This window comes from Flavobacterium fragile, from assembly GCF_023634865.1.
In the GTDB taxonomy this organism is placed as follows: domain Bacteria; phylum Bacteroidota; class Bacteroidia; order Flavobacteriales; family Flavobacteriaceae; genus Flavobacterium; species Flavobacterium fragile.
Window position 1 is genome coordinate 36,790 of record NZ_JAMLJN010000005.1, and the last position, 13,948, is coordinate 50,737.

Genomic DNA, 13,948 nt, shown 5'->3' on the forward strand with positions numbered 1-13,948 from the left:
TTTTTACAAAAATATAGATTGTAATTTTTTTCGTTAACATAATTTTAGAATTTGGTACTGCAAAAATGTACAACTAACCAATTTTAATTATGAAAAAATTACTAACTATTTCAGGATTGCTTTTATCGCTACTGGTATCCGCTCAGGGTTCTCCTGACTACGGAGGAGGGTTAAAGTTCAATCTCAATCCGGAAGGAAGCAAATACATGCGCTTCATTGCTTGGAATCAGGTTTGGCTTCGTTCTACGAGTTTAAATCCGGGTTCTATGATAGGAGATGAATCGGTTTCTAGCTATGAAGATGCTGGTTTGCGCAGGCTACGTTTATTGGCGTATGCTCAAATTACTCCACGCTATATGATTTTAACTCATATAGGAATTAACAATCAAACTTTTATTAATGGCGGTGCTGCTAGTTCGGCAGGTACAGGAGGTTACGGAGCTGGCAAAAAACCAGGTTTGTTCTTTCACGATGCTTGGAACGAGTATGCGGTGGTACTTCCTAAAGAATCGAAACCATTTAGTTTATCGGTAGGGGCGGGGCTGCACTATTATATGGGATTATCACGTATGACCATGTCGTCTACTTTAAACTATTTAACGGTTGATGCTCCTATTTTTAACTGGCCGTTGATCGAAAATTCGGATCAGTTTGCAAGACAAATTGGAGTTTTTGCTAAAGGAAAGTATAATAAATTTGAATATCGTTTTAGCATTAACAAACCTTTTGCTACGAGCCAAACTCCAACTAATGTTACCAACGCTAGCTTGGCTAAAGCAGTGGATAACAACAACAGCACCCAATGGTCTAAAGCAGGTTATGTGGAATATCAATTCTTTGATAAAGAAGCTAACTTGTTGCCTTACAAAGTGGGGACATACTTAGGGACTAAAAAAATGTTCAACATTGGAGCTGGTTTTTATAATGCTCCTAAAGGAACTCAAACTTTAGTAAATAACGTAACCAAATCGTATGATATTAATTTATTTGCTGGAGATGTTTTCTTGGATATGCCTATTGGTCCTAAAGAGAAAAAGATGGCTATCACGGCTTACAGTGTTTTCTATAATTATGATTTTGGTCCTAACTATCTAAGAAATTTAGGAATTATGAATGAAAGTGTTGCTGACCCTTCATTTACTGGTTCTAATGCTTTGGCTGGAGCTGGTAATATGCAACCGATGATAGGAACTGGAAATATTTGGTACACACAAGCTGGGGTTTTATTACCTACCAAGAGTGAAAAACCAAAAGTACGTATCCAACCTTTTGGGGCATACACTTACAAAAACTTTGAAGCCTTAGATAAGGCGAGTAGTCAATTTGATTTAGGGGCAAACTTTTTCTTAGATGGTCATCATGCTAAAATTACAACACAATATTCTACCCGTCCTGTATATACTGCTGTTGACAAAATTGACAAATACAAAGGTGAATTCATCGTACAATTACAAATCTATTTATAAACAAACTAATACAATTACATTATGAGTGATAAAAAATCATCAAAAGGAATCTGGAAGGTTATTTCGGCTTCTTCAATGGGAACAATGATTGAATGGTATGACTTCTACATTTTTGGAAGTTTAGCTGTAGTATTATCAACTAAATTTTTCCCTTCTGATAATCCAACCGCTGCGTTTTTATCTACGCTAGCTACTTTTGCTGCTGGTTTCGTAGTACGTCCGTTTGGAGCCCTTTTCTTTGGAAGACTGGGTGACATTATTGGTAGAAAATATACGTTTATGGCTACCTTAATGTTGATGGGAGGAGCTACTTTTATTATAGGTTGTATTCCGAGTTTTGAAACAATTGGTTACGCAGCACCTGTAATCGTATTGATTTTACGTTTGTTACAAGGTTTGGCTCTTGGAGGAGAATATGGTGGAGCTGCGACTTATGTTGCAGAACATGCTCCTAAAAACGAAAAAGGATATTGGACTTCTTGGATTCAAACTACCGCAACTGTAGGTTTGTTTATTTCCTTAATGGTTATCTTACTTACCAAAGGTTTAATGTCTGAAGAGGCATTTGATGAGTGGGGATGGAGAGTACCTTTCTGGGTTTCAATTGTAATGGTTTACGTTTCTTTCTTAATTCGTAAAAACATGCACGAATCACCAGCTTTCGCTAAGGCTAAATCAGAAGGTAAAACTTCTACTAATCCATTAAAAGAGAGTTTTGGTAATAAATTTAATTTGAAATTTGTTCTTTTAGCTTTGTTTGGAGCTACTATGGGACAAGGAGTGGTATGGTACACTGGACAATTTTATGCGATGAACTTCTTAAAAACAGTTCAGAATATTGATTCTTCTCAAGTTGATACGTTATTAGGAATTGCATTGTTATTAGGAACTCCTTTCTTTGTTGTATTTGGATGGTTGAGTGATAAAGTAGGTAGAAAAGTGATTATGATGAGTGGTATGTTAATTGCCATCTTAGCTTATCGTCCTATTTATAGAGCTATGTATGAATCAACCGATTTAAGCTTAAAAACTGAAATTGTAGCACAAACTAAAGTGGTTCCTACGGCTAAAGTAATTGACGAAACGAGAACAGATTCAATTTTTACTACTTCTAAAGTTTATACTGATGGGACTACTGCTCAAGAAACCAAAACTATTCATTTTGAGAATGGTAAAGTAATGGTTGATGATAAAGGAAAAGATAAAGTAGAGACTAAGATTTCTAAAATGATTAACAATAGCGACAAATGGTTTTTAGTGTTAATGGTTTTTATTCAGGTAATTTTTGTTACGATGGTTTATGGTCCAATTGCAGCCTTCCTTGTAGAAATGTTCCCAGTTAAGATTCGATATACATCAATGTCGTTACCTTATCACGTAGGAAATGGTATATTCGGAGGATTGCTTCCAGCCATTTCAACCTATTTCGTTACCACTTCAAAAGAAGCGGGAGATGTAGAGTTCTACTTAGAAGGACTTTGGTATCCAATTGGAATAGCTGCCGTTTGTTTTATCATCGGGATGATTTACATTGACAGAAAAATTAATACACTTCACGACTAATACTATATGCTATGAATACATTAAAAAAATATTTAGGAATCGTTTGGATTGCACTAGCCATTGCTATCGCTTATTTTTCAATTGGAATTTTTGGATCTAAGTTAACTTCAGGAAAGCAAGATGATTTGGTTTTTGGAATCATTATATTCTTCATACTTTTACCAATGATTGTTACCGGTTTAACTATCTTTGGATGGTATGCCTTAACGGATGAATATGAAGATTAATACTATATAATCTGAAAAAATCAGAAGCTCTTATGAATATAAGGGCTTTTGGTTTTTTACACCAAAAAATAATTGTAGATTAGTTGTCATGAAAAAACGACACCAACAAAAGCTTGTAGTACTATCGATGTTACTCTTATTGGTACTCAATTTACCGATTCTTCTCCTGTTTGACAGTGCTGATAATGTAATGGGGGTACCTGTTATTAATATTTATATCTTTTCTGTATGGTTATTTTCGATTTTAATGTCTTGGATTGTATTACAACGTTATTATGAATAGTATTGTTCTTTTACTAATTTTACTAGGTTATTTAGGTATTCTTTTTTTTATTGCATACTGGGCTGAAAAAAAAGAAAACATCAAATGGACCAACAATTCGTACATCTATTCTTTGTCGTTGGCAGTGTATTGTACGGCATGGACGTACTATGGAAGTATTGGGGTAGCCGCTAAATCTGGACTTGGTTATTTGCCAATTTATATAGGCCCAATCATTATTATACCGGCTTGGATTATTATTTTGAAAAAGATTATCCGCATTTCAAGAGTAAATAAAATTTCAAGTATTGCCGATTTTATATCGCTTCGTTATGGAAATAGCCGTTTTTTAGGAGCTATCGTAACTGTGGTGTGCGTAGCTGGAATTTTACCTTACATAGCGCTACAACTAAAAGCTATTTCAGAAACTTTTCATATTGTAACCCAAACCCAAACTAGCTCTTATGTGCTTGATGATACAACTACTTATGTTGCTATTGCACTAGCTCTTTTTGCGTCGTATTACGGAACACGTTATGTGGATGCTTCAGAAAAACGAAAAGGGGTAGTTACAGCTGTTGCTATTGAAAGTATTTTGAAATTGGTCTTTTTTATCATCATTGGAGTCTATGTTACTTTTTTTGTATTTGATGGGTATAACGATATTTATGAGAAGGCTTCGTTGTTAGAAAAGTTTAGAGAGAAAAATACTATTGGGGGATTAGAGCAAGGTATTAATTGGTTTTTCTTGAGTGTGGTTTCGCTTTTTGCTATTTTCTTATTGCCCCGACAATTTCAGATGGCGGTAGTAGAAAATAATAGAGAGCGTCATATTAAAAACGCCATTTGGTTGTTTCCACTTTATTTGTTGTTGTTCAATATTTTTGTATATCCAATAGCTTGGGGTGGAAATGTTTTATTTGAAGGTCAGAATGTAAATGCCGATACGTATTCGTTATTAATACCTCAGTTTTTCAATAATCAAACTTTAACAGTTTTGGTATTTCTAGGTGGATTTTCCGCTGCTATTTCTATGATTGTAGTATCTAGTATTAGTTTATCCACTATGCTGAGTAATAACTTGTTAATTCCGTATACTTTCCTCGGAAAATTAAAAACTGAAGATCAAATCATCAACAATAAAAAAATTGTCAACATTCGTAAAATCGGTATTTTTTCATTAATTATTTTAGCATACTTTATTTATCGATTCTTTGCTTTAAATTATAGTTTAGTTTCCATTGGATTGATTTCGTTTGTTGTGATAGCACAATTAGCACCCGCGTTTTTTGGAGCTATATTTTGGAGAAGAGGGTCTAGATTAGGAGCTATTTATGGTATTTTAATAGGATTTGTTATTTGTATTTACACTTTGTTGTTACCCTATGCTATAGGATTAAGAAATAATGAAAGTTCGTTTATTTCGGAGGGCTTTCTTCAAATGGATTTATTAAAACCTTTTGAACTTTTTGGATTGGATTATTTAGAGCCCGTTCCACATGCTTTCTTTTGGAGTTTATTATTCAATAGTTTAACTTATTTTGGAGTTTCTGTAAGCTTTAAGGGTAACTATCGCGAGCGCAATTATGCAGAAATGTATGTGGATATTGATAAATATAGTACCAATCACGAGAATGCTTTTGTATGGAAAGGAACCGCTTATACTCGTGATATTGAGAAAGTGTTGATTCGGTTTTTAGGAGAAGAACGAACCAAACGCGCCATGAATATCTTCAATGTAAAATACAACGTAGATAAAGATCAAGAATTAGCTGATGCGAGATTAGTCAAATTCGCCGAAAATTTATTAACAGGACATATTGGTACGGCTTCGGCACGAATTTTAATTTCGAGTGTAGTGAAGGAGGAAAAAGTTACACTGCCTGAAGTTCTCAAAATTTTGGAAGAATCCAAGGAAAATATCACCATCAATAAAAAATTAACGGAAACTTCGAACCAACTTCAAAAAATTACTTCCGAATTGCAAAAAGCCAATGAAACCTTGGTGCGAAAAGATATTCAAAAAGATGAATTTTTAGATACGGTAACGCACGAACTTCGAACACCAATTACCGCTATTCGAGCTGCGAGTGAGATTTTGCATGATGATGACGAAATTCCAGAAGAGTTAAGAAAACAGTTTTTACAAAATATCATTTCGGAATCCGATCGTTTGAATCGTTTGATAGATAAAATTTTGGATTTAGAGAAATTCGAAACAGGAAAACAAACCATTCATCCGAGTTACAACAATTTAATTAATACGATAGAAAATTCGATTGTTCCTTTGCGCCAATTGATAAAAAATAAAAATATCAGTGTTTATATCGAAAGTAAAGATGATATCATGGCTTATTACGATGAAGATCGAATCATACAAGTCATAACTAATTTGTTATCTAACGCTATTAAATTTTGTCCTGAAACGGATGGTTTAATCATTATTCAGGTGAAAAAGAAGGATGATTTTATTGTAACATCTGTTCAAGATAACGGTAAAGGAATTGATCCTAACGATTTTGAAGTTATATTTGACAAATTTTACCAGGCTTCGAATCAGAATTTCAAGAAACCTGTTGGTAGTGGATTAGGATTGGCCATTTGTAAACAAATTATTGAACATCATAAAGGTAAAATTTGGGTTGAACCTTGTGTAAAAGGAGCTTATTTTGTATTCACTTTACCCGCATATAATTTAGAAAATTAAAAACCATGAAAAAAATATTAATTGTAGACGACGAACCTAATATCGTAATGACACTTGAATATACCTTCAAGAAAAGCAATTACGAAGTTTTTATAGCACGCGACGGACAAGAAGCTTTAGATATTTTAAAAACCAATTACCCAGATATTATCATTTTAGATATCATGATGCCGATGGTTGATGGTTTTGCTACACTAGAACAAATTAGAAAAGACGACAATTTACAACATACCAAAGTCATGTTTTTATCCGCAAAAAACAAAGAAAGCGACATTGAAAAAGGATTAGCACTTGGAGCTGATGCTTACATGACGAAGCCGTTTTCGATTAAAAAAGTGGTGGAAAAAGTGGAGGAGTTGTTGGGATAAATTTCAACTTTAGTTTAGAAGCCAAAATACTTGTTTAAAATTCGTATAATTTAAAGACAATTTTATAAAGCTTCAATTGTTTTGAATACTCAATTTTATTTGTGCTCTATAGTAAGAAGTTGATTGAACATTAAACAACTATATTTATTTAGCAATATTAATTCATTTGGCATTATTTTATTTTCTACATTTACTAAACAAAATAAATAACACAAATTGAATAATACAAATGAATTATTGCGATATTTACAATAAAAGCATCAATTCTCCTGAAGATTTTTGGGCAGAACAAGCAAAAAAATTAGAATGGTATAATCAGCCTGCTACAATTTTATCTACCGATGAAAATGGGTATCCTTTATGGTTTGCAGATGGAAATTTAAACGCTTGTTATTTGGCGATTGATAAACACATTCAAGATGGCTATGGCGATCAAGTGGCTATCATTTACGATTCTCCAGTAACACAAACCGTAAAAAAATACACTTTCAATGATGTTAAAACCGAAGTGGCAAAATTAGCTGGAGGTTTGTTATCTTTAGGATTAGAAAAAGGCGATACGGCAGTTATTTATATGCCTATGATTCCACAGGCAGCATTTGCTATGTTAGCTTGCGCTCGAATTGGAGTATCACATTCGGTTGTTTTTGGTGGATTTGCACCTCATGAATTAGCTATCCGTATTGATGATTGCGAACCAAAAGCTATTATTACGGCTTCATCTGGTATTGAAATCGATAGATTAATTGCTTATAAACCTTTAGTAGATGAAGCTATCGAATTAGCCCATCACAAACCAGAAAAAGTAGTGGTTTTCAATAGAAAATTAGGCGCTAGAGTTCCCTTTAAAAAATATGATGTCGATTATGATGCTTTAGTTTATGGTTCGGAAGAAACACCTTGTGTTCCAGTGAATGCGACACATCCGTTATACATTTTATACACTTCGGGAACTACTGGAAAACCAAAAGGAATCGTAAGAGATACAGGAGGTTATGTCACTGCACTTAAATATTCAATGCAACACATTTATGATGCTAAAGAAGGAGAAGTTTTCTGGGCCGCTTCTGATGTGGGATGGGTTGTAGGACATAGTTATATCGTTTACGGACCATTAATTAATAGAAACACAACCGTTTTATTTGAAGGAAAACCAGTAAGAACTCCAGATGCCAGTACTTTCTGGAGGGTAATTGCAGAGCACAAAGTAAGTGTGATGTTTACGGCACCAACTGCCATTCGCGCAATTAAAAAAGAAGATCCAAACGGTGAGTTCATCAAACAATACGATTTAAGCAGTTTACGAATTCAATTCTTAGCGGGAGAACGCTGCGATGTAGCTACATTAGAATGGTATCGCGAACATATTCCAGTTCCAGCTATCGACCATTGGTGGCAAACAGAATCGGGTTGGCCAATGATTGCTAACATGATGGGAGTGGAGTATTTACCAATTAAACCTGGTTCAGCAGGAAAAGCAGTAACAGGTTATGACATACGAATCTTTGGTGAAAACGGGCAAGAGTTAGGCCCGAACGAAGAAGGTTACGTAGTAATTAAATTGCCATTGCCTCCGGGAACACTCATGGACTTGTGGAAAGACAACGATCGCTTTAAAGCGGGATATTTGAACAAATTCCCAGGGTACTATTTCTCAGGCGATGGTGGATTTAAAGACGAGGAAGATTACATTTATATAACAGGTAGAGTAGATGATGTAATTAACGTAGCTGGACATCGCCTTTCAACAGCAGAGATGGAAGAAATTGTATCTTCTCATCATTCTGTTGCTGAGTGTGCTGTTATTGGAATCAATGATGATTTAAAAGGACAAATTCCGTTAGCATTAGTAGTAGCAAAATCAGGAGAAGATATTGAGCATTTTCAATTGCAATATGAAGTGGTACAATTGGTTAGAGAGCAAATCGGAGCCGTAGCTTCATTGCGTGATGTTGTGGTAGTACAACGTTTGCCTAAAACACGCTCGGGTAAAATTCTTCGAAAAATGATGCGAAGTATTGCTGATGGAGAACAATTTCAAGTACCTTCAACGATAGATGATGAAGCTATTATTGATGAAATCAGAGAGGTTCTTGAGCATGGAAAAATTGGATGTTTTAAATAAACTATAAGTCAATGTTATTTTCTTTTTAATAACGAAATAACTATATCTATTTAGCAATAAAAAATCAGATTCTAAAAATAGATTCTTTATTTTTACAATATCAACCAAAAAAACTAAAAAAAATGAGTTATTATAAAATACATGATTTAGAAAACTATTTCAAGATGTATAAGAAATCGGTACGCGAGCCCAGAAAGTTTTGGGATCGTATAGCCGATGAAAATTTTACTTGGTATCAAAAATGGGACAAAGTATTTGAGTATGACATGCAAGAAGCAGAATTCAAATGGTTCTTAAATGCTAAAGTAAACATTACCAAAAATTGCATTGATAGACATTTAGCCAAACGTGGTGATAAAACGGCTATTATTTTTGAGCCTAATGATCCGAGTGAAGCTGCTCAACATATTTCGTACAATGAATTATATGTACGAGTATCAAAATTAGCCAACGTTTTGCGTGAGCAAGGAATCAAAAAAGGAGATCGAGTTTGTATTTATTTACCCATGATTCCAGAATTAGCTATAGCTGTTTTAGCTTGTGCACGAATAGGAGCAATACATTCTGTAGTTTTTGCAGGATTTTCATCTTCTGCTGTTTCAGCTCGTATTAATGATAGTGAATGTAAAATGGTAATTACATCAGATGGAAGTTATCGTGGAAATAAAGCTATTGATTTGAAAGGAATTGTGGACGAAGCCTTAGAAAAATGTCCATGTGTAGAAACGGTATTGGTAGTTAAAAGAACGAATACTGAAGTTAACATGAAAGAAGGCAGAGATTTGTGGTTACAACCCTTAATGGATGCTGCTATTGGTAACAATGTTGCCGAAATTATGGATGCAGAAGATCCTTTGTTTATATTGTATACATCAGGTTCTACAGGGAAACCAAAAGGAATGGTGCATACCACTGCAGGATACATGGTTTATACTGCATATACCTTTAAAAATGTCTTCAATTATGAAGAAAATGATGTGTATTGGTGTACTGCTGATATTGGTTGGATTACAGGACATTCCTATATTTTATATGGTCCGCTTTTAAATGGAGCCACCACCGTTATTTTTGAAGGAGTTCCTTCTTATCCTGATTTTAGCCGTTTTTGGGAAGTAATCCAGAAACACAACGTAAACCAATTCTACACGGCTCCAACTGCAATTCGCGCTTTAGCAAAAGAAAGTTTAGATTATGTTCAAAGATTCCAATTGGATTCTTTAAAAGTTATTGGTTCGGTTGGTGAACCAATCAACGAGGAAGCTTGGCACTGGTACAATGACCATGTAGGTGGAAAGCGTTGTCCGCTTGTTGATACCTGGTGGCAAACAGAAACGGGTGGTATTATGATTTCTCCAGTTCCTTTTGTAACTCCAACGAAACCGACTTATGCCTCGTTGCCACTGCCTGGAATTCAACCTGTTTTAATGGATGAATTGCGAAATGAGATTGAAGGAAATCAGGTTACAGGTGCGCTGTGTATCAAATTCCCTTGGCCATCGATGGCTCGAACTATTTGGGGCGATCACCAACGTTATAAAGAAACGTATTTCACTGCTTTCCCTGGAAAATATTTCACGGGTGATGGTGCTTTACGAGATGAAGTAGGATATTATAGAATTACGGGTAGAGTAGATGATGTTATTATTGTTTCTGGACATAATTTAGGAACAGCTCCTATTGAAGATGCTATCAACGAACACCCAGCAGTTGCAGAAAGTGCAATTGTAGGATTCCCTCATGATATAAAAGGGAATGCTCTTTACGGTTTCATTATTTTGAAAGAAACAGGAGAAGGTCGTGATAGAACCAACTTAGCAAAAGAGATTAATCAGTTAATTTCAGATCAAATTGGTCCAATTGCTAAGTTAGATAAAATACAATTTGTAAGTGGTTTACCTAAAACACGTTCAGGTAAAATCATGAGAAGAATATTAAGAAAGATTGCTGAAGGAGACTTCTCTAATTTTGGAGATATCTCTACTTTACTAAATCCTGAAATAGTGGATGAAATTAAAGAAGGTAAGCTCTAGTTTTTTAGTTTTATTGGTTATTAAAAACTGCTCAGTAATGGAGCAGTTTTTTTTACCCATTTTAAATTGCTAATTTCTTTTTTAATTTTAAAAAAACTAAAGCTGTAATAAAAGCATCGCCACTAGCGGTATGACGATCCGACTTTTTTATCTTATAGATTTCACACAGATCATCCAAAGAAGTTTTTTCTTCCTCTGATAGATTTTTTAATTTTTGATACATAACATCAGTATCCATGACTTGATTTTTAAGGGTACCTACATTTAAACGATCTAATGCTTGATTAATCATTTCAATATCAAAATCAACATGATGTCCAACAAGTGTTGCATCTTTAATGAAATCTAAGAAACGAATAACTGCTTCAGCCTCCACAATTTTTTCCTCTTTTCCTTCTTTTAAAATACCATGTAGCGTAACCGTTTCTGGATTAAAAATATCTTGTTGTAAAAATATTTCCATAAAATCACCAACGATAATTTGGTTGTTCTGAATGGCTACTGCTCCGATAGATAAAATTCGATCTTTTTTATAATCCAAACCTGTTGTTTCACAATCAAAAACTACAAAACGTTGCTCTTTACTTTGATTTTCATCGAAGTAACTCAGATAGGTTTCCCAAAATTTAGGATAATCTTTAACTATTTTTTTGAACCAATTTAAATCCATGTTTTAGGTGAAATAAGTTAATTGAAATTTATTCTTAATCACTTCTTGAATATCGTTAATAGGTTGAAAATCATTTTTAAGTTTTACTTTATCTAATTTAGATAACTCAGTTAAATTCAAATACCTACCGTCTGTTTCGTTTTTCAAACCTTCTTCAGTTCTGAACTTTAATAGTTCAGCAAAAGCATCAGCACAAGATTCATAAATAGTCGCATTTTGAGGCTCTAATTCAGCTAATTTTGAATATCTTGAAATCGTATTAGAGATATTCTTGATTCCTTTGCTCAAGGATAAAATTCGAGCTGCATCAATTAATGGCATTAAAGCTCTTCCTTTTAAATCGAAAGTATCTTTATGTTCGCCATCATTTTCTACTAAAAACTGTCTAAAAAAGCCAAGTGGAGGTGGATTTTTTAAAGCATCGGCTCCTAAATAAGCAAAAAATAATTCATTTTTATCTGTTTCTTCAACGATAGTAGTACTGATTGTATCAACTAAATCTTCATTTCCATAAACAAAATCATAATCGAAGAAAATAGTATTGTTAAGAACTCCTTTTTCTGCAGGAGCATTAATCCAACCTTTGAATTGATGTTGCCAATCTGAAACCGATTTACACCATAAAGGATTGCTCGCCATCATTTGATTCGGGCAATATTCGTAGCCAATTTTATTGAGTGTTCTCGTTACTTTTTCAGCAAGATCTATAAAATAATTCTTAACTGCATCATATTTTTCTTCTTCAACATCTTCAAAAACAATAGCATTATCTTGATCAGTAAGCAAAAGTTGTTCTTTTCTACCTTGGCTTCCGATATTTATCCAAGCAAACTGGGCAGGAGGAAGAGTGTCCATTTTTTTTATGGCCAATTCGATAGCGCGTTTTGTTATTGCCAGATTGATTTCGCCAACAATCGAAGTTATATGATTGATAGGTACATTTTTATCTAAAGAATGCTGTATTAAATCAACTAATTTTTCTCTAACTTCTTTCAAATCAGCTGATTTTTGAGCTCGTTTTGATTGCTTTAACAATACACCAGGGTTGTTTGCTTGAGCCACCACAATATCATGTTCTGTAATTATCCCTGTTATTTCAGAATCATTTGTACCGTCTTTAGTTACACATAAGTGAGAAACATTATGTTTTAGCATCATTATCTGAGCCTCTGCAATCGAAAGATTATCAGCCACGGTAATTACAGGTGATGACATAATTTTATCAATTGTAACATCAATAGAATAAAGTCCGGTTGCGATTTTAGAACGTAAATCTTTATCCGTTACAATCCCTATAGGTTTTCTATCTTCATGAATAATAATACTACCGATTTTACTGCTTGCCATTGTTTGAGCAACGAACTTTACGATATCGACCGGAGTAGCTGTTATAGGGTTTCGAGTATATTTTATAGGTTGATAATATTGAATTTCCGCATTTTGATCGTTATAAATCACATTTTCAGAAATTAATTTTCCTTTATTATTTTTATCGTAAGGATTTCTCGTATTAGATGCAAAACTTTCTAATAGAAAACTCAAAACAGCAGGATTTTCTGCTACATAAGGCTTAAACGTCTCAATTGGAATAGCATATACAATACTTTCTTCGCGAGCCTTGGCCGTCATGAGATAATTATTTTTTGCAAAAAAAGGTCGAAGACCTAAAATATCGCCTTCATCACATTTATCAATCAAAACATCATCAGTGTCAGAAGTAACAGACAAACCAATGGCACCAGAAGCTACAACATAAAAAAAGGCATGTGTGGGATCATTAATTTTAAATAAGGTTTGATTTTTTTCCAAATATAATACCCGGCAAGTTTTAGCAATTTCTAAAAGTTTACTGTATTCTAAACTTGAAAAAGGAGGATAATGTTTTAAAAAATCGGTGATACGTTCTGCAATAGGGTTTTTCATGACATACTAAAATTTCATAAACGAAGATACGAAGTTTGAGTGGATATTGAAACTATAATATAAAAATACTATTTTACATAATGTATATTATAAATTAAAAATATAGCGTTAAAATTACAAAATACTCCTTAAAACGTTTGTGTAAAATGCCAATAAAGATTAGTTTTGCAAACATTATAAAAGTATCATGGAAAACAGACAAGCCCTTAAACTAATAGAAAAAATTCAGAAAGAATTATTTAAAGAAAATTTTGAAGTAGCTGAAATTGTTGAAAATTTAAAAAAGCTAAGAGAAATTACATTAGAATTAAATAATCCGGTTGTTACTAAAGCGCTACGTTTAGCTTATGAACACATTGAAAATAACAATGGCTTTTTTATTGGTATCCCTGATGATGAGCCTGTAGATAGCAAAGATGCTTTTATTGAAGCAAATATTTCTGAAGAAAATAATGTGGATAGCTTTAATTACTTTTTATCGTTGCTAACCGATTTATCAAAAAAGAATAATTTACTAGATTTAAAAGAATACAACAAAGCTTTCTTAGCTTATTAATTCAAGAATCTATTTTACATAATATTTAAGGCTGCTTTTAGAAGCAGCTTT

Annotated in this window: 10 protein-coding genes; 8 read left to right on the forward strand and 2 right to left on the reverse strand. The window is 33.6% G+C overall.

The features are described 5' to 3' along the window. The first annotated feature begins 89 nt into the window (after window positions 1-89). From NAT47_RS07250 to acs, 7 genes are all read left to right on the forward strand, one after another. Window positions 90-1,466, forward strand: coding sequence for a porin (locus NAT47_RS07250; protein WP_250581731.1), 1,377 nt, complete (start codon window positions 90-92; stop codon window positions 1,464-1,466). A gap of 21 nt (window positions 1,467-1,487) precedes the next feature. Next, complete coding sequence (locus NAT47_RS07255; RefSeq protein ID WP_250581732.1) at window positions 1,488-3,029, forward strand: MFS transporter; 1,542 nt, start codon at window positions 1,488-1,490, stop codon at window positions 3,027-3,029. 11 nt (window positions 3,030-3,040) lie between these two features. After that, window positions 3,041-3,256 (forward strand): DUF6814 family protein, encoded by a 216-nt coding sequence (locus tag NAT47_RS07260; protein ID WP_250581733.1) that lies wholly within the window; start codon window positions 3,041-3,043, stop codon window positions 3,254-3,256. 275 nt (window positions 3,257-3,531) lie between these two features. Then, window positions 3,532-6,225 carry an ATP-binding protein gene (locus tag NAT47_RS07265; protein WP_250581734.1) on the forward strand — a complete coding sequence of 898 codons (2,694 nt, stop codon included), beginning with the start codon at window positions 3,532-3,534 and terminating at the stop codon, window positions 6,223-6,225. Window positions 6,226-6,230: 5 nt separating this feature from the next. Continuing rightward, the gene (locus tag NAT47_RS07270; protein ID WP_250581735.1) at window positions 6,231-6,593 is read left to right on the forward strand and encodes a response regulator transcription factor; all 363 of its coding nucleotides are present in this window, start codon (window positions 6,231-6,233) and stop codon (window positions 6,591-6,593) included. 229 nt (window positions 6,594-6,822) lie between these two features. Further along, window positions 6,823-8,718, forward strand: coding sequence for an acetate--CoA ligase (locus NAT47_RS07275; protein WP_250581736.1), 1,896 nt, complete (start codon window positions 6,823-6,825; stop codon window positions 8,716-8,718). A 122-nt stretch (window positions 8,719-8,840) separates the two neighbouring features. After that, the gene (gene acs, locus NAT47_RS07280) at window positions 8,841-10,748 is read left to right on the forward strand and encodes an acetate--CoA ligase (RefSeq protein ID WP_250581737.1); all 1,908 of its coding nucleotides are present in this window, start codon (window positions 8,841-8,843) and stop codon (window positions 10,746-10,748) included. Window positions 10,749-10,809: 61 nt separating this feature from the next. Here the strand turns inward: acs and NAT47_RS07285 are convergent, their stop codons facing one another. Both NAT47_RS07285 and NAT47_RS07290 read right to left on the reverse strand, forming a co-directional pair. Further along, window positions 10,810-11,418: a 3'-5' exonuclease gene (locus tag NAT47_RS07285; RefSeq protein ID WP_250581738.1), complete on the reverse strand. Its 609-nt coding sequence runs from the start codon at window positions 11,416-11,418 to the stop codon at window positions 10,810-10,812. 3 nt (window positions 11,419-11,421) lie between these two features. Further along, window positions 11,422-13,341 (reverse strand): DUF294 nucleotidyltransferase-like domain-containing protein, encoded by a 1,920-nt coding sequence (locus tag NAT47_RS07290; protein ID WP_250581739.1) that lies wholly within the window; start codon window positions 13,339-13,341, stop codon window positions 11,422-11,424. A gap of 187 nt (window positions 13,342-13,528) precedes the next feature. Between NAT47_RS07290 and NAT47_RS07295 the strand changes: the two genes are divergently transcribed. Next, window positions 13,529-13,897 (forward strand): hypothetical protein, encoded by a 369-nt coding sequence (locus NAT47_RS07295; protein ID WP_250581740.1) that lies wholly within the window; start codon window positions 13,529-13,531, stop codon window positions 13,895-13,897. The last annotated feature ends 51 nt before the right edge of the window (window positions 13,898-13,948 follow it).